This is a genomic window from Bacteroides sp., from assembly GCF_052357945.1.
In the GTDB taxonomy this organism is placed as follows: domain Bacteria; phylum Bacteroidota; class Bacteroidia; order Bacteroidales; family Bacteroidaceae; genus Bacteroides.
Window position 1 is genome coordinate 15,720 of sequence record NZ_DAWCXD010000014.1, and the last position, 23,641, is coordinate 39,360.

General features: G+C 41.1%; 16 protein-coding genes and 1 tRNA gene. 9 read left to right on the top strand and 8 right to left on the bottom strand.

The window, feature by feature from the left end:
- The first annotated feature begins 22 nt into the window (after positions 1-22).
- The 3 genes from ACT8YW_RS05315 to ACT8YW_RS05325 all read left to right on the top strand — a co-directional run bounded on the left by ACT8YW_RS05315 (position 23) and on the right by ACT8YW_RS05325 (position 4,553).
- Positions 23-2,056, top strand: coding sequence for a hypothetical protein (locus ACT8YW_RS05315; protein WP_444104257.1), 2,034 nt, complete (start codon positions 23-25; stop codon positions 2,054-2,056).
- Positions 2,057-2,087: 31 nt separating this feature from the next.
- Positions 2,088-3,077 (top strand): glycoside hydrolase family 43 protein, encoded by a 990-nt coding sequence (locus ACT8YW_RS05320; RefSeq protein WP_444104258.1) that lies wholly within the window; start codon positions 2,088-2,090, stop codon positions 3,075-3,077.
- Between the two features lie 84 nt (positions 3,078-3,161).
- Positions 3,162-4,553 (top strand): FAD-dependent oxidoreductase, encoded by a 1,392-nt coding sequence (locus ACT8YW_RS05325; protein WP_444104259.1) that lies wholly within the window; start codon positions 3,162-3,164, stop codon positions 4,551-4,553.
- Positions 4,554-5,032: 479 nt separating this feature from the next.
- Here ACT8YW_RS05325 and ACT8YW_RS05330 read toward each other — a convergent pair whose 3' ends face one another.
- From ACT8YW_RS05330 to xerD, 5 genes are all read right to left on the bottom strand, one after another.
- A complete protein-coding gene (locus ACT8YW_RS05330) occupies positions 5,033-6,559 on the bottom strand; it encodes a sensor histidine kinase (RefSeq protein WP_444104260.1) in 1,527 nt (508 codons plus the stop codon).
- Between the two features lie 125 nt (positions 6,560-6,684).
- Positions 6,685-8,223 (bottom strand): YifB family Mg chelatase-like AAA ATPase, encoded by a 1,539-nt coding sequence (locus tag ACT8YW_RS05335; RefSeq protein WP_444104261.1) that lies wholly within the window; start codon positions 8,221-8,223, stop codon positions 6,685-6,687.
- Positions 8,224-8,236: 13 nt separating this feature from the next.
- The gene (locus ACT8YW_RS05340; protein ID WP_444104262.1) at positions 8,237-9,307 is read right to left on the bottom strand and encodes a DUF4369 domain-containing protein; all 1,071 of its coding nucleotides are present in this window, start codon (positions 9,305-9,307) and stop codon (positions 8,237-8,239) included.
- A gap of 112 nt (positions 9,308-9,419) precedes the next feature.
- On the bottom strand, positions 9,420-11,114 hold the full coding sequence (locus ACT8YW_RS05345) for a tetratricopeptide repeat protein (RefSeq protein WP_004323895.1): 1,695 nt from the start codon (positions 11,112-11,114) through the stop codon (positions 9,420-9,422).
- A 135-nt stretch (positions 11,115-11,249) separates the two neighbouring features.
- Positions 11,250-12,209, bottom strand: coding sequence for a site-specific tyrosine recombinase XerD (xerD, locus tag ACT8YW_RS05350; protein WP_004323894.1), 960 nt, complete (start codon positions 12,207-12,209; stop codon positions 11,250-11,252).
- 73 nt (positions 12,210-12,282) lie between these two features.
- On the opposite strand from xerD, the gene aroQ reads away from it, so the two are divergent.
- Genes aroQ through ACT8YW_RS05375 form a run of 5 tightly spaced genes read left to right on the top strand, consistent with a single transcriptional unit; the run spans position 12,283 to position 16,447 of the window.
- A complete protein-coding gene (gene aroQ, locus ACT8YW_RS05355; RefSeq protein WP_444104263.1) occupies positions 12,283-12,702 on the top strand; it encodes a type II 3-dehydroquinate dehydratase in 420 nt (139 codons plus the stop codon).
- 38 nt (positions 12,703-12,740) lie between these two features.
- Entirely contained in the window at positions 12,741-14,198 is a 1,458-nt protein-coding gene (gene pyk / locus ACT8YW_RS05360; protein WP_444104264.1) for a pyruvate kinase, read from the top strand.
- 18 nt (positions 14,199-14,216) lie between these two features.
- Positions 14,217-14,861, top strand: a complete 645-nt coding sequence (locus tag ACT8YW_RS05365) for an O-methyltransferase (RefSeq protein ID WP_444104265.1) — start codon at positions 14,217-14,219, stop codon at positions 14,859-14,861.
- Between the two features lie 12 nt (positions 14,862-14,873).
- Complete coding sequence (gene rbfA / locus ACT8YW_RS05370; protein ID WP_004296522.1) at positions 14,874-15,206, top strand: 30S ribosome-binding factor RbfA; 333 nt, start codon at positions 14,874-14,876, stop codon at positions 15,204-15,206.
- 17 nt (positions 15,207-15,223) lie between these two features.
- Positions 15,224-16,447 carry an FtsX-like permease family protein gene (locus ACT8YW_RS05375; RefSeq protein WP_444104266.1) on the top strand — a complete coding sequence of 408 codons (1,224 nt, stop codon included), beginning with the start codon at positions 15,224-15,226 and terminating at the stop codon, positions 16,445-16,447.
- A gap of 788 nt (positions 16,448-17,235) precedes the next feature.
- Here the strand turns inward: ACT8YW_RS05375 and ACT8YW_RS05380 are convergent.
- Positions 17,236-18,246: a 2-oxoacid:ferredoxin oxidoreductase subunit beta gene (locus tag ACT8YW_RS05380; RefSeq protein WP_004302501.1), complete on the bottom strand. Its 1,011-nt coding sequence runs from the start codon at positions 18,244-18,246 to the stop codon at positions 17,236-17,238.
- Between the two features lie 3 nt (positions 18,247-18,249).
- Positions 18,250-20,100, bottom strand: a complete 1,851-nt coding sequence (locus ACT8YW_RS05385) for a 2-oxoacid:acceptor oxidoreductase subunit alpha (protein ID WP_444104267.1) — start codon at positions 20,098-20,100, stop codon at positions 18,250-18,252.
- A 203-nt stretch (positions 20,101-20,303) separates the two neighbouring features.
- Between ACT8YW_RS05385 and ACT8YW_RS05390 the strand changes: the two genes are divergently transcribed.
- Positions 20,304-20,375: transfer RNA gene (locus ACT8YW_RS05390), tRNA-Arg, on the top strand.
- Between the two features lie 174 nt (positions 20,376-20,549).
- Here the strand turns inward: ACT8YW_RS05390 and secDF are convergent.
- Entirely contained in the window at positions 20,550-23,573 is a 3,024-nt protein-coding gene (secDF, locus tag ACT8YW_RS05395) for a protein translocase subunit SecDF (RefSeq protein WP_444104268.1), read from the bottom strand.
- Positions 23,574-23,641: the final 68 nt, after the last annotated feature.

Genomic DNA, 23,641 nt, shown 5'->3' on the forward strand with positions numbered 1-23,641 from the left:
CTGATTCACATTAATGTTTTATATGAGTTTGAAATATTTACTTTGTGGGATGGCTTTTGTAGCATGTGCTACTATTGCTAGAGCTTTTAATAATGTGCCGGAATCGATTTCTGCATCTATTTTCTTGAAAGTTCCAGGGAATGACGCGAAGCGTTATCTATTGACTTTTCAGAAGTCTCAAAATAATAACGGCACTTATTATTTGGAGAATTCGGAAAAGATGCCGTTGACTGTATCTCAAAACATAGTAGATGGTGATGATGGGTTACGTATTAGTGTGTCTATTACCGCATTGGAAGATATTTACTTTAATTACAGTCAGCAGGTGGCAACAGATTTCCGTCATAACGATTGCCTATTCTATATGCCGGGGTTCTGGTATCGGCGTAATCTGCGTTCGCCCAAGGAAGCCCCTTCATTTCATACTTCAGACAGTTGGATTGTAAGTGAAGACAGGTTAAGCGCGCCTCTCACCGGGATTTTCTGTGAGAAGAAACAACGTTTTATGACTGTCAACAGACTGGATAAATTTGTAAATAGCACGTTGGCTACCCATCGTGAAGGTGAGATTATTCTCTCGGATAAAACGTCTTTGGGATATACCGGATTTGAAAATAAGGACGGGGTTGCTACTCTTTCTTTCGGCTTTCCTTATCGGGAGGCTCCTAAAAGTTATATCCGTAAATTGACATTAGCTCCGGCTGTAACGGCTTATCAGCATCTTAAAAAAGGAGAGACGATTTTGTTGACTTGGCAAATTACTGAAGGTGAAGCTAAGGATTACTCTGATTTTGTGCGCCATACTTGGGAATATTGTTATGATACATATTTGCCTAAACCTGTAGATACTCCCTATTCAATTGAATATATGAAGCAGACTCTTAGCCAATTTTTTGTAAGTAGTTTTGTTGATAAATATCCGTTGGTATATAATTCGGGTATACATCTTAGAACAGATGCGTGTACAAGTAATGGGCAGGCGGAAGTCGGTTTTATAGGGCGTGTTCTTCTGAATGCATTCAATGCCTGGGAATATGGTTGGGAATGTAACCGGGAAGATTTGAAGGCTAACAGCGCCCAAATATTCGACAGTTATTTGAAGAATGGTTTCACGGAAGCAGGCTTTCTCAAGGAATCGGTAAATTATGACAAGAACTTTGAGGATCCTGTTCATAGTATCCGTCGTCAATCGGAAGGACTTTATGCAATTTTTCATTTCCTGGCTTATGAAAAAGAAAAAGGTCGTAAGCATCCGGAATGGGAACAGCGATTGAAAAACATGTTGAACATGTTTCTGCAATTGCAAAATGCTGATGGTAGTTTTCCACGAAAGTTCCGTGATGACTTCTCGATTGTAGATAAAAGCGGAGGAAGTACTCCTTCGGCTACATTACCTTTAGTCATGGGATATAAATACTTTAAGGATAAACGTTACTTGGATAGTGCTAAGCGGACTGCGGATTATTTGGAAAAAGAACTGATTTCTAAGGCCGATTATTTCTCGTCTACTCTTGATGCGAATTGCGAAGATAAAGAAGCGTCACTTTATGCTGCAACTGCTACCTATTATCTTTCATTAGTTACTAAAGGGGAGGAACATAAGCATTATGCTGATCTGACGAAGCAAGCCGCTTATTTTGCATTATCGTGGTATTATTTGTGGGATGTTCCTTTTGCTCCCGGACAGATGCTGGGTGATATTGGTTTGAAAACACGTGGCTGGGGAAATGTTTCGGTAGAAAATAATCATATTGATGTGTTTGTATTTGAATTTGCCGATGTACTTCGTTGGTTATCGAACGAATATAAAGAATCCCGTTTCTCGAACTTCGCAGAAGTGATTTCAACCTCTATGCGGCAGTTATTGCCTTATGAAGGACACATGTGTGGCATTGCCAAAGTGGGTTACTATCCGGAAGTTGTTCAACATACCAGTTGGGATTACGGGAAGAATGGCAAAGGATATTATAATGACATTTTCGCACCCGGATGGACTGTTGCTTCTTTATGGGAATTATTTACTCCGGGGCGTGCCGAGATTTTCTTAGAAAAATAATTTAAATTGCTGGTATAGGGTCTCTTAAAGTATGAATAAACTCTTTTATTCGTTATTGTTCTATTGTTTATCTGTTTCTCTTTCTAATGAAAGGGAAACGGATAATTCGCTTTTATTCGAGCAGGCAAATGAGTCATCTATGTTGATAATAGAGGACCGTTTGCCTATTGCCGATCCTTATGTGTTGTTTTATAAGGATAAGTACTATGCGTACGGCACTCGCACAAATGGCTTTGAAGTCTATATTTCTGATGATTTAGAGCATTGGAGACGTGGGGATAGACTGGCTTTGTCACCGCAAGACTCTTGGGGGACAAAGTGGTACTGGGCCCCTGAGGTGTATTATATAGAGTCAGAGAAGAAGTTTTATATGTTCTATACGGTAGATGAGCATATTTGTGTTGCCACTTCTGATAGTCCGGAGGGGCCTTTTGTGCAGGATGAAAAGAAGCCGGTCAGAGAAGAAAAAGGCATTGATGCTTCGTTGTTCATGGATGATGATGGTAAAGCATATCTCTATTTTGTTCGTTTTACAGGAGGCAATGTGATTTGGGGGGGGGAGATGAACTCCGATTTGAAAAGTGTAAAGGAAGAGACTTTGAGAGAATGTATAAAGGCTGATGCCAGTTGGGAATTACAGCAAGCTAAAGTAGCGGAAGGCCCCTCACTTCTTAAAAGAAACGGGGTATATTATTTGATTTACTCTGCTAATCATTTCAGAAGTCAGGATTATGCAGTGGGATATGCTACGGCTACCTCTCCGCTAGGACCTTGGAAGAAATATGACGGGAATCCTATTTTGTGCAGAAATAAGGATGTGGCTGCAGGATTGGTTGGAACAGGGCATGGAGCACCTTTTTTATGCAGGGATGGAGGTTACAAATATATTTATCATGCTCATTCGAGCGTAAATCGTGTAGAACCACGTACCTCATATTTGAATGATTTGATTTTTGGAGATGATGGAGTGATTTCTATCGTGGGAAATGTTATTAAACCTGTGGTAGAATCATCTGAATAAAGATTGTGCCGATAACTTAGCTTCTTTGATCTATCAAGAGCAGTAGGTTATATCTAAATACTATAAATAGACAAATAGATTATTATGACTACAAGAAGAGATTTTCTTAAAAAAGCAGGGTTACTCACTGCATCTTTTGCTGTCCCCGCTCTTAATGCGCAAGGGGAAACAGTGCAATCTAAGATACGTTTGAAGAATACCAAGATTGCAGTGGATGATCGGTGGGATGTTATTGTAATTGGTGGAGGACCTGCTGGATGTACTGCTGCGATATCTGCAGCCCGGGAGGGAGCTAAGACTTTGCTGATTGAGGCAATGGGACAACTTGGCGGTATGGGAACAGCAGGTATGGTTCCGGCATGGTGTCCGTTTTCTGACGGCGAAAAGATTATTTATCGAGGTTTGGCGGAAAAGATATTCGAGGCATCAAGAAAAGGAGTGCCTCATGAGAGAAAGCAAAAACTGAATTGGGTGAATATAAATCCTGAATATTTGATGCAGGTTTACGATCGGATGGTCGCTGAATCGGGGGCAAAAGTCCTTTTCTTTTCGAGGGTTGCTGCTGTTGAGATGTCAGCTGATGATACGGTAGATGCTATCATCGTAGCAAATAAATCCGGGCTTGTTGCATTCAAAGCAAAAGTCTTTATTGATGCGACGGGAGATGGAGATGTGGCTACCTGGGCAGGTGCTTCATTTAAAAAGGGAGGTGAGGATGGTATACTGCAAAGTTCTACTTTGTGTTTCTCGTTTGCCAATGTCGATAGCTATAACTACAATCTCATAGGTCCTTCATTGCATACGAGTAACAAAAATAGCCCTATCTTTGACGCGATTAAGTCCGGAAAATATCCATTGATAGGCAGACATTTCAATAGTAATCTGATCGGTCCGGATGTGGTACAATTTAATGCAGGACACATTGATAATGTTGATTCGACCGACCCATGGGCTACTACACGGGCGATGGCTACCGGTAGGCAAATTGCTGAACAATACTTGGAGGCACTGAAAGAACTTCAGCCTAAAACTTTTGGTAGCGCTTTTGTTGTAAAGACTGCCTCCTTGTTGGGGGTTAGAGATAGTCGTCGGATTGAAGGGGATTATACGTTTACTTTCCAAGATTGGCTGGAGCGTAAAACATTTGAAGATGAGATCGGACGTAATTGTTACTATATTGATGTTCATAAACCGGGGCATAAAGAGACGCGTTACAAGAAAGGCGAATCTCATGGAATTCCTTATCGTTGCTTGACTCCTAAAGGTGTGAAGAATCTATTGACCGCCGGACGCTGTATTTCTACTGATGAGGAAGCTTTTGGAAGCTTACGAGTGATGCCACCTTGTCTGGTGACTGGTGAAGCTGCCGGAATGGCTGCGGTACATGCTATCAAACAAACAAAGAATGATGTTCATAAGATTGATGTAGGTTTTCTACGCAAAAGATTAAAAGAAGAGGGGCAATATTTCTTATAAATACATTAGGGATGAATTTTATGGGATGTTCCTCTTGACAAATCCTTTTAAATGTTGTATCTTTATAGTCCGGAAGAGAGCTTAAACCTTGTAAATAACAGATAAAAGAATATGAAATTGATGGCTTGAATGGTATAATATTATAACAAATCTGGACGCGCTCCCTAATAAATATTGGGAAGGATATACCGGATATAGGCAAAAAGGCTGCAAATTTTATGAAATTTGCAGCCTTTTTGTTGTAAAAGATGGATCTATAAACTCGGAAATCCAGTGGCAGAGTTTCTAATAAAATCAGATACCGTTCTTAATAAACTACTCAAAAGTTTATTAAAAACGTGAGATCCGTTTATATAGAAAATTGTTCATATTTTTGTATATTCTCAAGTTTGCGTTTGGAACATTCTAGGTTAAAGGTAGCTATATTTGACAAGCCGGAAAGTAATCAAGTGAGACAGCAGTTTTTCTGTTAGCTAAATTTATACGTGAAGCTCCAGAACGAACCGTGTTCCTTTCGTATAATTCGTATCCAGTGTCAGGCTTCCGTTCATCTTGGCAGCAATTAGTGAACAGATCGGTAATCCTAGTCCATCTCCTGTAGTCAGGTCTTTCACTTCTGTGAAAGGTTTGAAGAGATTTTCCTGTTGCTCTGCCGGAATTCCAGTTCCTGTATCCGTAACGATGAATTGGTGCGTGTGCGCTCCCCGTTTCTTGAATTCGAGACTGATACGACCCTGGTCGGTGTAGAAAGCGGCATTTTTCAGTAAATAGAGAAGAATGCGTTTCAATTGTTCCTTGTTTGTCTTTACCTGAAGTTTTGGTGCATTGACTGAAGATGTGACATCCTGTTTTATGTATTCTTTAACTTTATCCATCACATTCTCACAGAAAGTTCCCACGTTGATTTCACTTAGTTCATAAAACTCGGTTAATGAGTTTTCCAAAGATGACAGTTCTTGAATGTCATCACTGAATTTCTTCAAAGCTGCGACTTGTCCCTGCATTTGGGCCGCTTCTTGAGGAGCCTTTTGTGACAGTTCTTCGGCTGAAGTAGCCAGCGTATTCAGGGTAGGCTCCATTTGCGAAGATATATTCTGTATGAATTTGGTTTTTAGCTCGTTGTGTTCATTGGCAATTTTTACACTTTTCTTTAATTTACGATTGTTGGCGATGAATCGTAGCAATATCACAGCCAGTATTGCCAGGCCGGCTACCAATATGACTGCCAGCACACAGAGACCTATGATTATATATTGCTTGGCAGATAGTGAGTCGTCCTTTTCCTGTATGGTCAGTTGGCTTTCGTCATATTTTCTCTTCAGTACATTTAGTTCGTCTTGTGCGGTTAATGCTTTTACCGAGTCTGTCCAGACAATGAAACTTTCGTAAGCGCGTTCCATCAGTGGAGCATTATTGCCTTTTCGTGCAATATTGATAAGATTCTTGTAGCAATCGCTCACTTTGGCGTAGTCCTTCTTTTCCTTATATTGGTTGATAAGTTTGCGGAAACAGGCATCGCCTTGTGTACTTTGGTTGAAAGTATAGTAATAATTGGCTTTTGTATACAACAGTACCTCCGTTAGGGAGTCATTCTTTGCAAGATTAGCCATTTCTTCCAGTTTGTCCAACTGAGTCTTTGCTTGTGCGGGATTTTTCAGTGCGGTGTACATCTGCAATCGTTCCTTGTTTATAAGGAAACGCAGGTCATAAAAGACTTTCTTTTTATTCTGTTCTCCGGTCCATAGAAGCTGCTCCATGTCACGGCAAAGCTCGAATCCCTCTTTGTAAAAGTTCTCTCTGACGTATAAAGCATTAGCCTGAACGCCACATTCTATTGCTTGTGGATAGTTTTCGCGGCTTGCAAATGCTTCGTATGCTTTTTTGAATAAGTAACGTGCTTTGATGTAATCTTTTTGATTAAGACTGCTTTGTGCTTGTTTTTTTAGTTCTGTGGCTCTGTCTTGGGGAGTTTGCGCATAAGCCATTATGCTCAAACAAAATATCATTAAAAGACTTGTTATCGACGTTTTCATATTTATTGCATATTTGTTTGTCACAAATGTAAAACAAATATATGAAAAAAGATAGTGTTATCGATGAAATAATTCTATTCTGTTTCTATTCATTATTATTATCCTGCCCAGTTCTCTCTGTCGAGATTCCGATAGCTGATGGCTTCTGCCAAATGACTAGGAAGTATTTGTTCTGCTCCTTCCAAATCGGCGATTGTACGGGCAACTTTTAAAATCCGGTCATAGGCTCGGGCAGACAGATTGAGCCGTTCCATAGCATTTTTCAGTAATGCGAGTCCTTTGGCATCCGGTTGAGCATACATTGCAAGCAGTTTGCTGTTCATTTGTGCATTGCAATAAATTCCGGTATATTCGGTGTATCGTCTTTCCTGCATTTGACGGGCTTTTATCACTCGCTGTCTGATGATATTGCTCGATTCTCCCTGTCTTTGATCGGAAATCTTATCAAAGGGTACAGGTACAATCTCTATCTGAATGTCGATGCGATCTAATAATGGACCGGATATCTTATTCAAGTACTTTTGAACCTGTCCGGGGCTGCATACGCATGCTTTTGTCGGATGGTTGTAATATCCACAGGGGCATGGGTTCATGGATGCAATCAGCATCAGATTGGCCGGATAGCTGATAGTACTTTTGATGCGGGAAATAGTGATCTGGCGGTCTTCCAATGGTTGACGCAACACTTCCAGCACTCCTCGGTTGAATTCCGGCAATTCATCTAAGAAAAGTACCCCATTATGTGCCAGACTGATTTCTCCGGGTTGTGGAAAACTACCTCCGCCAACCATCGCCACCTGGGAAATTGTGTGGTGAGGGTCGCGGAATGGGCGTTGGGAAATCAATGATGACCCGCGTTTTAGTTGTCCGGCAACTGAATGTATCTTGGTGGTTTCCAGACTTTCACCCAGAGAAAGAGGAGGAAGAATGGAAGGAAGGCGTTTGGCCATCATCGATTTACCGCTACCCGGAGCACCTACCATTATTAAGTTATGCCCTCCGGCTGCTGCAACTTCTAGTGCCCTTTTTACATTCTCTTGCCCTTTAACGTCTGCAAAATCCAAGTCACAGTTCGTCTGTTGTTGATAGAATTCTTCCCGTGTATTAACAACAGTCGGCTCTAATTCGCGTTCATTATTGAAGAATTCGACGACCTCCTTGATATTACTGACTCCGTATACTTTTAATTGATTGACAACGGCCGCTTCCCGTGCATTTTGTTGGGGGATGATTAGTCCTTCGAAACCATCTTCGCGCGCTTTGATAGCAATGGGAAGCGCACCTTTGATAGGCTGTATACTTCCGTCCAGGCTTAGTTCGCCCATTAACAAATAGCGGGAAAACTTCTCGGAAGAGATTGTTTCGTTAGCTCCTAACAATCCGATGGCAAGAGGCAAGTCATAAGCTGAACCCTCTTTACGGATGTCCGCTGGTGCCATGTTGACTACTATATTGCTAGTGGGCATTTTATAACCATTCACCAGCAATGCGGAAATAATACGTTGATGGCTTTCTTTGACCGCAGAATCCGGAAGGCCGACGAGATAGAACATACAGCCGCGCGAGCTGTTAACTTCGATTGTGATGAGTGTTGCATCAATCCCTTGAACAGCCGCTCCGAATACTTTAATTAACACGTTTGATTACTGATTATTTTTTCTTCTTATTGTCTTGTTTTTCCTTTTCTTCAGCAGCAGTGACTACTTCCTCTATTTTCTTCTTCAATTGTTCTCCTTTGAGGTTTTTTGCGAGAATCTTACCGTCTGCCGACAGAAGAATGTTGCTAGGAACTTGCTTGATGGTGTATTGTTTGGCTACTTCGGAATTTAGTCCGCCAAAATCACAGACTTGCTCCCAATTGAGCGTATCACGTTTTATAGCATCCTGCCATTCTTGTTTATCCATATCAAGGGAAATACCGAGCATGGCTATATGTTTGTTCTTCTTATATTTCTGATAGATCTCTTTTAACTCGGTATTGCTTTGGTGATTGGAAATACTATCTCCCCATGAAGCCCAAAAGTTGATTAACAGGTTCTTTTTCTTGAAATCTTCTGATGACCGGGTAATTTTCTCTCCTTTTATATTAGATAGACTGAAGAAGGGGGCATATTTGCCTGTCTCTATTTTCTCTGACAGCGAGATGGCTTCATTGAGTTGTTCGATATACAGCTTGTCTTGCAATATTCCTGTCATGACTTCAATTAGTTTCTTTATTTTGTTGAAATCGGGCGAATCTTTCTGAACAAAGTATTTATCCAACAAGTAGAGGCTGACAAAAGAAGAATGATGCTTCATGATGAATTCTTCTGCTTTTTGCTCTAAATCTTTCTCGGATGGGGTAGGCAGGCTATTTAGTTCTTTCTGAAAGGTTGTAAACTCTTCATTATATATATTACCATTGATATCCAGATATTCCGGGTGATTGATATCTCCTTTTATTTTGATTTGATTTCCTTTGTCAAGGAAGATTGGATATTCTGTCTGATTGTCAATAAGTAAAAAGGCAGAAGTAATGGTGTCTATTGAAGCTGTATAAGAGAATTTATCGTTCTTCGCGAAAATGGTATCTATCCGGTCGAATGATTCGTCCATTCCATACAGATAAAGCGTATCTGTGCCCAGACCTTTGATTTCCCCGGTTATGCTAACCTTCTTTGAAGATTTACCACAACTGCATAGACAAATGATTATGAGGATTAAAATGCTGCTCTTTTTCATTGCTTTGAATTCTTTTCTGCGAAAGTACGGTTTTTACGGATAAAAAAAAAGAATTGCCCGTCATTTATAATGACAGGCAATTCTTAATATTTAAAATAGAGTGGTAATTCTCTTATTTAACGATGCTCATGAAATCTGCATTTGTGAAGTATTTTGCAAATTCCAGGTCAGTAGCTGCTTTCTTAGCTAATGAAGAATCTTTAGCAACTGCGCTCTTCAAGCTGCTTGTTACCATAGAAGAATTGTTAGTTCTAGCACCTAAAACCGCCATCAGGTAGTCAGTGTAAGCATCAGGTCTTTCTACGTTAGCCAACGTATTTTTAGCTTTGTTGTAGTCCTTAGCAAGGATTTGAGCCAAAGCAGCACTGTTAGTCTTAGAGTCACCGAATGAGTTAACTGCTCTTTCGTATTGACCTTGAGCGATGTACAGGTTACCCATAGATTCGCCAAGTTCTTTTGTTCCGGCAGCTTTACCGAAGTATGCTTCTGCAGCAGTTTTGTCACCCTTCATCAAAGAAACCAAACCTAAGTTCATGTTAACTTCAGGAGTAGCATTAACGCTGGCAGCTTTCTTGAAGTAAGATTCAGCTTTGTCAATGTTACCAGCCTGGTAAGCTAATTTACCCAAGTTGTTGTAACCACGGTAATCGTTCGGGAATTGTTTGGTAGCTTGAGTATAGATAGCTTCTTGTTTAGCAGGATCGCTAGTCAGTGTAGCAGCATACAGCAATTCTTCTACATTCAGTTCAGAAGGATTAGAAGAAGCCAGTTTAGTGATTTCTTCGTCAGACTTACCGATGATTTCATAGTTCAAAGTCAAACGAGAACGACGCAACTGAGGAAGAATAGTGTTAGCCAATTCTTTGTATACAGCAGAGATGTTTTTGATTTCGCTTTCTCTTTGAGCAGGGTCTTGGTACATTGCAATAACGCGGAGGATCAACTCTTTGTCTTGGATGTTAGATTTAGAAACCAGTTCTTGGAAACCTTCCCAGTCCTGTGCAGTATATTTAGCATCGATCGGAGCGTCGATTTTTGCTTTCTTCAGGTCTTTGCTCAACATCTTAGTAGTGTTGTCTTCGCGGTTTTCAGCAAGAGTAGTATTCAAGCTTACACCACCATCAGGAGAAGCGTATGCAGAAACTTCGATGTTGCTGATCTTCTTGTTAGCAGCTTCGTTTACGTTAGCTACTTCTTTGTTGAATTCTTTAGCAGTCTTCAATTCGCTGGAACGAATGTTAGCCTGTTGGATCAAGAACATGATGTTAGCATCGTGTTTTTCTTTGATGATACGTTGGAAAGCGTCTTCGCCCAATGCAGGGTTAGCGTTACCTAATGTATTGTTTACTAATTCAGAAGTAGAAATTACACCATCAGCAATTTTCACAGCAGGAATAGTAACTACTTTCTTACCGATAGTAGCTTTGAATTCCAGGTACAATTCAGACTTAGCCATTTCCGGAACATAGTCGAAAGAAGTTTTCATAGTGTAGCTACCGCCCATCTTGTAAGAGATAGTCTGGTCGTTACCTTCCACTTTTTCGCCTTGGAAAGTAGCTGGTTGGCCTTTAGCTTCGCCGCCATTCCATTTCAAAACCGGAGTAACTTCTACAACCGCTTTCTTGTTGAAATACTTTTCAGGAAATTTACCATTGATGGTCGCAGGAACTTTACCACCTACTGCCTCCAGCACTTGCGGAGTAACAGTGAAGTAATCAGCTGATAATTCACCCATTTTTTTGCTGCAAGAAGAGAATAATGCAACAACCATTGCCATGAGTAAAGGCAAGTACAACTTCTTAGTCATTTTAGGTATAAATTAAATGTTTGTAATTGAAATATCGTCTATTTGCCAACCTCCTTCTGCTCACACAGAAAAAGTAACGCAAAGATATTAATTCTTAATATAATTATATAGATAAGGGGGCGATTTTATCATAATTTAATGAAATAACTCCTCTTTTTCTTTCCGGTACTTGATATTTCGCGGGTGATGCTCAATAATCTCACTACGAAGCATGTTGCGGTCAATGTGTGTATAGATTTCCGTTGTCGCAATAGATTCATGTCCGAGCATGCATTGAATGGCCCGCAAATTGGCTCCACCTTCCAGTAAATGAGTGGCGAAGGAATGCCGGAAAGTGTGCGGACTGATGTTTTTGGTAATGCCTGCTTTTTCCGCTAATTCTTTTATCATGTGAAAGATCATAATCCGGGAAAGGCCTTTGCCTCTCCGTTGGCTGACGAAAACGAAATCCTCATGCCCTTTTTTTACTTCAATTTGGTTACGGTCTGGTATGTAAAGTTTTATTTCATTAATGGCTCGTGGAGAGATGGGGACGAGGCGCTGTTTGCTTCCTTTTCCTTCTACTTTGATAAAACCTTCATCAAAATAAAGGTCGGACAGCTTGAGGGTGACAAGCTCCGATACGCGAAGTCCGCAACTGTATAATGTCTCTAAAATAGCTCTGTTTCGCTGTCCTTCGGTTTTGCTGCGGTCAACGGCAGAGATGATCCGGTCAATTTCCTCCACGGTCAGTACTTCAGGAAGTTTAAAGCCTATTTTAGGTCCTTCTAATAACTCACTGGGGTCTGCTTCCAGGTAGTCTTCAATAATGAGAAAACGGAAGAATGATTTGATTCCTGATAAGATGCGGGCCTGTGAACGGGGGTGAATGCCAATATCGTGTAATCCGGCTGCAAAATGTTGAAGATCAGATAAACATACGTCTAGTATCCCTACCTTTTCCTGCTCCAAAAAGTTTATCAGTTTGTACAGATCCGTAAGATAGGCATCCAGCGTATTAGGAGATAAAGACTTTTCCAGTTTGAGATACTGCTGATACTTCCTGATTATCACCTCTTGTTGTTCCTTCTTCTTCTTTTTTTCGTTGATTTCCATTTCTTTTTTCTACCTTTGCACCTTGAAATATTGTTCTTTGGATACAAAGGTATATAAAAAACAGGATTGCGCGATGAAGATACAAATTATTAATGGCCCGAATATTAATCTGTTGGGTAAGCGTGAACCTTCCATTTACGGAAGCGTTACATTTGAAGATTACTTGGTTGATCTTCGCAAAAGATACGTTGACGTGGAGATCGACTATTTTCAATCGAATATTGAGGGTGAAATGATAGACTGCATACAGCGGGTAGGATTTGATGTGGATGGCATCATTCTGAATGCAGGTGCGTATACACATACTTCCATAGCCTTGCAGGATGCTATTCGCTCTGTGACGTCTCCGGTGATTGAGGTACATATTTCCAATGTGCATAATCGGGAGTCTTTCCGACACGTATCGATGATTGCTTGTGCCTGCAAGGGAGTGATTTGTGGCTTTGGGTTGAATTCGTACCGTTTGGCCTTGGAAGCTTTGTTAGATAGATAATAAATAAGGTAATATAATATATAATAGGTAGAAAGACTATGTTATTGAAACAGACTAAAATTGTGGCTTCCATCTCGGATAGACGTTGCGATGTGGATTTTATAAAACAGTTGTTTGAAGCTGGGATGAATGTGGTGCGTATGAATACAGCGCACGCTAGCCGTGAAGGTTTTGAAGCTTTGATTGCAAATGTACGTGCTGTGTCCAACCGTATTGCGATCTTGATGGATACAAAAGGTCCGGAAGTTCGTACGACGGCTAATGCAGAACCAATTCCATATAAGACAGGTGATAAAGTAAAGATTGTAGGTAATCCGGATTTGGAGACAACCCGTGAATGTATCGCTGTTTCATACCCGAACTTTGTGGCCGATCTAAATATCGGTGGTATGATCCTGATTGATGATGGTGATCTGGAACTGGAAGTTATTGATAAGACTAACGATTATTTGTTGTGTGAAGTCAAGAATGATGCTACTCTGGGAAGCCGTAAGAGTGTAAATGTTCCGGGTGTTCGCATTAATCTTCCTTCATTAACGGAAAAAGACCGTAACAATATCCTTTATGCTATTGAAAAGGATATTGATTTTATCGCTCATTCTTTTGTACGCAATCGTCAGGATGTGCTTGATATTCGTGAAATTCTGGATGCTCATAATAGTGATATTAAGATTATTGCTAAGATTGAGAATCAGGAAGGAGTAGATAATATCGATGAAATTCTGGAAGTGGCAGATGGTGTAATGGTGGCCCGTGGTGACTTGGGTATTGAAGTTCCACAGGAACGTATCCCGGGAATTCAGCGTGTACTGATTCGCAAATGTATTTTGGCAAAGAAGCCGGTAATCGTTGCTACTCAGATGCTCCATACGATGATAAATAACCCTCGTCCGACTCGTGCGGAAGTGACTGATATTGCTAATGCAATCTACTATCGTACAGATGCATTGATGTTGAGTGGGGAAACTGCTTATGGTAAGTATCCGGTAGAGGCAGTGAGAACAATGACTAAGATTGCTGCCCAGGCTGAAAAAGATAAATTGGAGGAAAATGATATCCGTATTCCATTGGATGAGAATAGTAATGATGTTACGGCATTCCTTGCTAAACAGGCAGTGAAGGCTACCTCTAAGCTAAAGATACGTGCCATTATTACTGATAGCTATAGCGGACGTACTGCCCGCAATCTGGCAGCTTTCCGTGGAAAGTATCCGGTGTTGGCTATCTGTTATAAAGAAAAGACGATGCGCCATTTGGCTTTGTCTTATGGTGTGGAAGCTATCTATATGCCGGAATTGGCTAACGGACAGGAATATTACTTTGCAGCATTGCGCCGTTTGTTGAAAGAAGGTCGTTTACAGCCTTCTGATATGGTTGGTTATTTGAGTAGTGGTAAGGCGGGAACGAAAACATCATTCCTTGAAATTAATGTAGTGGAAGATGCTTTGAAGCATGCAGAGGAGACTGTATTACCTAACAATAACCGCTATCTGTAATTCGTAAAGATTTGTTTTATGCAGGAAACCGAATCGATAGACGAATATATTTTGCAGCATATTGATCCCGAGAGCGATTATTTAAAGTCGCTCTACCGGGACACACATGTAAAACTGCTCCGTCCCCGTATGGCTTCCGGGCATTTGCAGGGACGGATGCTAAAAATGTTTGTAGAAATGATTCGGCCTCGTCAGATATTGGAAATAGGAACGTATAGTGGCTATTCTGCCCTTTGTCTGGCGGAAGGTCTGGCCGAAGGTGGGATGTTGCATACGTTTGAGATCAATGATGAACAAGAGGATTTTACCCGTCCATGGTTGGAAAAATCACCATTTGCCGATAAAATTCGTTTTTATATAGGTGATGCTTTAGAACTTGTTCCGTGTTTAGGTGTTACCTTTGATATGGCTTTTATTGATGGTGATAAGCGTAAGTATATTGAATATTACGAGATGACGTTGGCGCATTTATCTGCAGGCGGTTATATCATTGCTGATAATACTTTGTGGGACGGCCATGTTCTCGAACAGCCTCGCAACACGGATGCACAGACGATTGGTATTAAAGCCTTCAATGATTTGGTGGCGGAAGATGTGCGAGTGGAAAAAGTGATACTGCCTTTACGTGACGGATTAACGATTATAAGAAAAAAAGTAAGATAAAAGAGTAGATTTATGGAAACAACCAGACAGAATAAGATATCTCGCCTGTTGCAGAAAGAGCTAAGTGAGATATTCCTGCTTCAAACAAAGTCCATGCCGGGCACATTGGTCTCTGTTAGTGCAGTTCGTATCAGTCCTGATATGAGTATTGCCCGTGTTTACCTCAGTGTTTTTCCTTCGGAGAAAGCAGAAGAGATGGTGAAGAATATCAATAACAATATGAAATCCATTCGCTATGAGCTTGGAACTCGTGTGCGTCACCAGTTGCGCATCATTCCCGAGCTGAAATTCTTTGTGGATGATTCATTGGATTATATTGAGAAAATAGATTCATTGCTGAAGTGAAATAATTCATTGCAGAGGTGAACTTTCCTTTTTATATAGCCAGGCGTTATCTTTTCTCAAAAAAAAAGCATAACGCTATTAATATCATATCCGGTATTTCCGTATGTGGGGTAGCTCTTGCTACGCTTGCTTTGGTTTGCACTCTTTCCGTTTTTAATGGTTTTCAGGATATGGTCGCTAGCTTTTTTACGGCTTTTGACCCGCAGTTGAAAATTACGGTCCGTAAAGGAAAAGTCTTTGATGCGCAAGATAAGCGAATTCGCGCTGTTTGTGCACTTCCTGAAGTAGAGGTGTTTACAGAAACACTCGAAGAAAATGCGATGGTGCAATACAAGGATCGCCAAGCTATGGTTGTATTAAAAGGTGTGGAGGATAACTTTGAAGAACTGACTGCTATAGACAGTATACTCTATGGTGCAGGTGAATTTCTTCTTCATGACTCTATTGTGAACTACGGGGTTATGGGAGTGGAACTGGTTGCGACTTTGGGTACAGGTTTGGAATTTGTTGATCCTCTTCAGGTTTATCTACCCAAGCGAAATGCCAAAGTGAACATGGCAAATCCCGGCGCTTCTTTTAATCGTGATTACCTGTATTCTCCGGGTGTCGTGTTTGTTGTGAATCAGCAAGAATATGACGGGAAATATATTCTGACCTCTCTCGATTTCCTCCGTGAGCTTCTGGATTATACAACAGAAGTCTCTGCGATGGAATTGAAATTGAAACCTAATGTAAATACTTCATCGGTACAATCTAAAATAGAAAACATACTGGGTAATGATTTTGTTGTTCAGAATCGTTATCAACAGCAGGCAGATGTTTTTCGTATTATGGAGATAGAGAAACTTATTTCCTATTTATTTCTGACCTTTATCTTAATGATTGCCTGTTTCAATGTAATTGGTTCTCTTTCCATGTTGATTTTGGATAAGAAGGATGATGTAGTAACTTTGCGGAGTCTTGGAGCTAGTGATAAACTCATCTCCCGAATATTCCTTTTTGAAGGACGTCTCATTTCTCTTTTCGGTGCTATTTCCGGTATTGTTTTAGGATTAACCCTATGTTTTATCCAGCAGAAATTCGGCATAATTTCATTGGGAGGCGGTGGTACTTTTGTTGTAGACGCCTATCCTGTCAGTGTCCACGTTTGGGATATCGTGCTAATTTTTATCACAGTTTTAGCAGTTGGTTTTCTCTCTGTATGGTATCCTGTACGTTATTTAAGTAAGAGACTTTTATAGCTAAATCTATTGTGATCTCTTTCTTGATTTATGTTTTAACTATTTATTTTTTGAATTAGCATGAAGCGCTAATTTTGATTTATTATCGATGCTTATCAGAAGCAGGTTGATGTAACAAGGGAGGATATTAGTTAGGCAGATGGATAATACAATGGTAATGATTTGTCGCAGATTATTCAAAAACTATGCGTTTGTGTGGTATATCTAATTTAATGTGGCTCAATTTAGGTGAAAAAAAGTTTATGAGAAATTAGATTTCAAAGATGATATAAATGGGGATTTGAACGTGTTCAGTAGACTTTGCCATTTATGATAGAAAAAGCAATACTAGTATTGTACTTAAATTAATAATCTTTTAAACATCTTTATCTATGAAGAATTGACAGCCATCATAGTACATAAAAAATCGGATAAATATTGCTATATTTACCCGATAGTAATTCCTTAATTAAATCAATAAATCCAAAATTGTTTAACCTGAAAAGAAATTCTTGTAATAAAGAAAACAGTTTTTTTACAATTAAAGAAAATAGTTAATCTTTTTTGTATTATAAATATCTTTTTTATGATTCTGCTTTTAATTACAATCAATAAAATAAGTTGTAATTAAGAAGGCTTATTTTCAATGCAGTATGAGAATACGATAGTAAGAATATTTTAAATTATGTAGGGACTTGTTGTAAGTCTTTTTTTTCTATATGAAAGTCGATAATGGATCATAGATAAAGGCGTAGAAAGAGAACTAACTCTCAATCTACGCCTTTACTATTTTATGAGTTAAAGCAGCATTACTTCACTTCCCAAGTATCATTAGTCATTAGCAATTCCTGGAAATTATGATATTTCTTCTTGCCTTTGATTTCTTCAATCTGTCCAATTACAGCATCATTGTAAGTTGGAGCATCTACATCGCGGATCACACCGAGTGCAATCGGGAAATCAGGACCTTCCATTAACGCCAGCTTCAATTGAAGCGTATTATCCTGGCAGTGGGCATCGTGAATAAGAATATCTTTTTCTGTGATACCATTCTCACCAAGTTTCACCACTTTCAGTCCGAAACCTTCCTGCATCAATCCGAATTCCTTGTTTTCACCGAACAACATGGGTTTGCCATGTTCCAGATAGATAGCGTTCTTGGCACGTCCTTCTTTGGTGGCTACAGAAGCATGAGTTCCATCGTTGAAGATCACGCAGTTTTGCAGGACTTCTACAACAGAGGCGCCTTTGTGATTAGCGGCAGCTTTCAATACCTCTACAGAAGCGGCACCGTCTACTGCAATACAACGTGCAAAGAAATGTCCACGGGCGCCAAAAGCAAGTTCTGCCGGATGGAATGGATCTTCTACGGTACCGTAAGGAGATGATTTAGTTACAAGTCCACGTTCTGAAGTCGGTGAATATTGTCCCTTTGTCAAACCGTAGATACGGTTGTTTAGCAGGATCATATTCAAATCAATGTTACGGCGTAATGCGTGGATGAAGTGGTTACCACCAATTGCCAGACCGTCACCGTCACCGGAAATTTGCCAGATCGTCAAATCAGGGTTGGCCACTTTTGCACCTGTTGCAACAGCAGCGGCACGTCCGTGAATCGTGTGGAAGCCATACGTATTTACATAGTAGGGCAGGCGGGAAGAACAACCGATACCGGAAATGACGGCAATATTGTGCGGAGCTACTCCCAGTTCGGCCATAGCTTTGTGCAGTGAGTTCAGGAAAGCGTGGTCACCGCATCCCGGACACCAGCGAGGTTGGCCTGATTTATAATCTTGTACGGTATATACTTTATCGCTCATCTTTTATTCCTCCAATAATTTAGTGAATGCATCTATCAATTCTCTCGTAACGAAAGGTTGTCCTTTCACTTGGTTGAACTGGCTGATGTTCAATCCGGGTATCTTCATCCGTAAATAACCTGCGAATTGTCCCAAATTCTGTTCAGCTACTACGATCTTCTTGTATTTACGCAATACATCGGCTGTATTCTTTGGCAGCGGGTTGATGTACTGGAAGTGTGCGAAAGCCACTTTCTTTCCATGATCGCGCATAAAGTCCATAGCCAGACGGAGATGACCGTACGTGCCGCCCCAACCAACAATCAGTAAATCTGCATCTTCATCACCCAGTACTTCGAGTTCGGGGATATAGTCTGCAATTTTATCTACTTTAGCCTGGCGGAGATGAACCATCTTATTATGGTTTTCTGGTTCGGTAGAGATCGCACCTGTTTCATTGCTCTTTTCAAGACCGCCGATGCGATGCATGAATCCTTCAGTTCCCGGAGTTGCCCAGTAACGTACGCCGGTTTCTTCATTGCGTTGGTATGGAGTCCAGTTACCAGCCATGTCCGGAGTCACGTATGGAGGATTGATGGCAGGATATTCGTTTAAGTTAGGAAGTTTCCAGGCTGCCGAGCCGTTAGCAACGAAAGCATCTGTCAGCAATACAACCGGAGTCATGTGTTCCAGAGCAATCTTACATGCCATGTATGCGGCATCAAAACAGTTCGTCGGTGAAGTTGCGGCAATCACCGGCATCGGGCTTTCACCATTGCGTCCGTAAAGAGCCTGCAATAAGTCTGTCTGTTCTGATTTAGTAGGCAAACCTGTTGACGGACCGCCACGTTGCACATTCACAATCACCAATGGAAGTTCGCCAATTACAGCAAGGTTCATAGCCTCACTCTTCAAACAAACACCGGGGCCGGAAGTAGTTGTTACAGCCAAAGCACCGGCAAAAGCGGCACCGACGGCAGAAGCACAACCTGCGATTTCATCTTCGCACTGTACGGTTTTTACTCCCAGTGATTTATGTTTAGCTAATTCGTGCAGAATATCAGTGGCCGGAGTGATAGGATAAGAACCCAGGTAGAGCCCCAGACCTGCTTTTTCAGCTGCGGCAATCAGTCCGTAAGCGGTTGCTTTATTACCGTTGATATCTGTATAAAGTCCTTTTGATTTCGGAGCTTTGCTTTCAATCTTATAAGTAGAGACAGAAGCATGAGTGTTTGCTCCGTAGTTGAAGCCATCGTTCAATACCTTAATATTAGCTTCTGCTATTTCGGGTTTCTTGGCGAATTTCTCGCGTAGCATTTTTTCAGCAGCAGCAAGGTTACGGTTGAACAACCAGCAAACCAATCCGAGTGCAAACATATTTTTGCAACGGAGAATCGATTTATTATCCAATCCGGAGTCCTTCAAGCTCTCTTTACACATGGAAGAGATGGGAACTTCAAGTACTTCCTGTTTTACGCCTAATTCCTCAAAAGGATTGTCAGTCTTGAATTGTGCCTTTTCCAAATCTCTGGCTTCGAATGAGTCGGAGTCGGTAATGATAAGTCCTTGCGGTTTACAGAATTTGATTTGTGTTTTCAGTGCGGAAGGATTCATAGCCACTAATACGTGGCAACGGTCTCCGGGAGTGTAAACCTGTCCGGCACCGATGTGGACCTGAAAACCGGAAACACCGGTCAGTGAACCTTGCGGGGCGCGGATGTCTGCCGGGTAGTCAGGGAATGTACAGATGTCATTTCCTACCGTAGCCGACACGTTCGAGAAGATGTTGCCGGCCAGCTGCATACCGTCGCCGGAGTCGCCGGAGAAACGTACTACTACTTCCTCCAATTCTTTAACCATCATTTCGTCTGCCATAACTTTAATTACTATATTTAATTTAAAAACTGATTTTACTTTCAATTTGTGAGCACAAAGGTCGGAAAGTTAATCGAATTATCAAAATAAATCGAACTTTATTGTCCTATTGACGCCAAATATTTGAAATATCTGAAAGGAACCTGTATTTTTATTCTTGTTAAATCGACAGAAACCGTTATCTTTGCAAGCAAATTTGAAGCGGCCTTGTAGTTCAACGGATAGAATAGAAGTTTCCTAAACTTTAGATAGGGGTTCGATTCCCCTCGGGGCTACTACGAAGAATCTGTGAGAAGTTGTTTTGTTTTGCTTTCATATCGTATCTGGTTTTAAGTTTAACAATGGCTTCTTTTAAGATGAACGTCTTATAGCTTCTATTTGTTTTAATAATCAATAGAAAAAGCCTCTACCGAATGTTCGGAAGAGGCTTTTTCTATTTCTGGGATTTATCATTCTTCCGTAGTTGATGCTACGACTTTTTTGTTCTTCATCATGTTGTATGCAATCGGAGATGCAACGAACAGTGAAGACAATGTACCGATAATAACACCGAGGATCATTGCGAATGCAAAGCTGCGGATTGAATCACCACCGAGGATGAAGATACACAACAGTACGATTAAGGTACTCAATGAAGTATTGATGGTACGAGCTAGTGTTGTGTTCAAAGAGTCGTTGAACAACTGACGCTTGTCACGTTTCGGATACAAACCGAAGAACTCACGCACACGGTCGAAGATTACCACCTTGTCATTGATAGAGTAACCGATAGCCGTCAGGATAGCACCGATAAATGTCTGGTCAATTTCCAGTGAGAACGGAACGATACCCCACAACAGTGAGTAAGCACCGATGATGATGACAGTGTCACAAGTCAAAGCCACTACTGAACCTACACTATAGGCAATGTTGCGGAAACGAAGCAGGATGTAAAGACCGATAGCGATCAATGCTAATACTACAGAGTAGATAGCACCTGTCTTGATATCGTCTGCGATACTCGGACCTACTTTCTGTGAACTGATGATACTACCACCTGTGTGATTATCGCGATCGATAAATGTTTGCAATGAGATGTTCTGTGTCAACAACGGTTTTACTGCGTTGTACAGACGTTCTTCGATTTCAGAATCGACAGTGTTACCATTTTCGTTGATACGGTAGTTGGTGCTGACACGAACAGTTCTCTTGTCTGTTCCGATAGCAATTACGCTTACCGTTGCTTCACCGAAGTCGTTAGAAATCAAGTCACGTACTGCTTCCGGTTCTATCGGATGCTCAAATTGCACCTTATAGTTACGTCCACCCGTGAAGTCGATACTCTGGCTTAGTCCACGAGTCACGAACGAAGCGATACAGATGAGAATCACAGCACTAGTGATGATAAATGCCTTCTTGTTAGTTCCCATAAAGTCAAAATGGGTATTGACAAACAGGTTCTTTGAGAATTTCGACTGGAACTTGAGATTCAACAACTTGTCTTTAGACATAAAGTGATCATAGAATACGCGTGTCATAAACACAGCAGTAAAGAATGAACAAAGAATACCAATGATTAATGTCGTTGCGAAACCACGGATAGGACCTGTACCGAAGTTGAACAGGATCACACCGGTGATGATAGACGTTAAGTTAGAGTCAAAGATCGCTGAGAAGGCATTGGAATAACCGTCGGATAAGGCTTGTTTCACTCCCTTACCACTACGGAGTTCTTCCTTGGTACGTTCGTAGATAAGTACGTTGGCATCCACTGCAATACCTAATGACAATACGATACCGGCAATACCGGACATTGTTAAGGCAGCCTGGAAGGAAGATAGAATCCCCATCGTAAAGAAGAAGTTCAGGAATAGAGCAACGTTAGCTACCATACCCGGTATGAAACCGTAGAGGAAGCACATGAAGCACATTACCATCACCAAAGCAACGATGAATGAGAACATACCTGCGTTGATGGATTCCTGACCCAGTGACGGACCAACGATATCTTCCTGTACGATGTGAGCCGGAGCCGGCATCTTACCTGATTTCAATACGTTTGCTAAGTCCTTTGCCTGTTCAGGAGTGAAATGACCTGTAATCTGTGAACGTCCACCTGTGATTTCAGAGTTTACGTTTGGTGCAGAATATACATAGTTATCAAGAACGATAGCGATAGAACGACCGATGTTTTGTTTAGTCAACTGTGCCCAACGACGTGCACCGTCAGAGTTCATAGTCATGCTGACAGCCGGTTTGCTGTATTGGTCAAATTCATCTTTCGCGTCTGTTACTACATCACCTTCCAACGGAGCTTTACCGTTGCGTTCGGTAGACTTGATAGCATATAATTCGAACGTCTGTCCTTTCTTGTCAAATTCAGAAGGAGAAACACCCCATTTCAAACGAAGGTCTTTCGGGAGTTCTGCTTTAACTTCCGGCATAGCCAGATATTTGTTGATATCAGCAGTGTCTTTGTAGTTAGCGTAACCGATCACAGGACCTTGTCCGCTAGAGTTCAACTGCAGGATAGCCAACAGAGGGTATTGCTTTTTAATTTCTGCCAGGTTAGCTGTTGAATTATCTTCAGTAGTTGTAGCATCCCCTTTCAGGGCAGCAGCAAGACTGTCGGCAGCACTTACGTTTTTCTTGGCCGGAGTAGCTTCTGCAAGCGGAGTTTCTTTGGTGGAATCTACAGCAGTAGAGTCTGCATCTGTCTCCTGTGCTAATACAGCGCGCAATTTAGCATCGGCAGATTGCATGGCAGGAAGAACCTCCTTAGCTGTATAAGTTTCCCAAAATTCCAGGTTAGCAGAACCTTGGAGAAGTTTTCTCACACGTTCCGGCTCTTTGATACCCGGCAATTCCACCATGATACGACCCATTTTGTCTTCCAGGCTCTGGATATTCGGCTGAACAACACCGAAACGGTCGATACGGGTACGAAGTACGTTATATGAGTTTTCAACAGCAGCTTTTACTTCTGCTCTCAATACTTTTTCAACTTCTGCATCCGATGATTTTTGGTTAACTTTGTCTTTCAACTGTTGTGTTGCGAAGAGTTCGGAAAGTTTTGCGTTAGGAGCAGCTTTGTGGTATTCTCTGACAAACAGGGTGATGATATCGTCCTGGCTGTTTACAGCCTGTTTTGCAGCTTCTGCCAATGCATTGTTAAAAGCTTCATCCGGCTTGTTGTCAGCCAGTGCTTTGATAACATCAGGTACAGAAACTTCAAGGATAACGTTCATACCACCCTTTAGGTCCAAACCTAAACTAATCTCCATCTCACGACATTGTTTCAGCGTCCAGTTACCCAACCACACTTTCTCGTTGGAGAGAGAGTCGAGGTAGTCTTGTTCCACTTTCGGGTCGCCGTTCGCAATTTCTTTCGCCTTGTTGGTATAATGGCGTGTTACGAAGGAGAAGGAGAGATAGAACACACATACCAGTGTGAGTAATACCGCAAAAACCTTTACAAATCCTTTGTTTTGCATTTTACTTTTAATTTATGATGATTACTTTTTTAATTTAATTTTCAGTTAAATTCTGTCGTACACAAGTT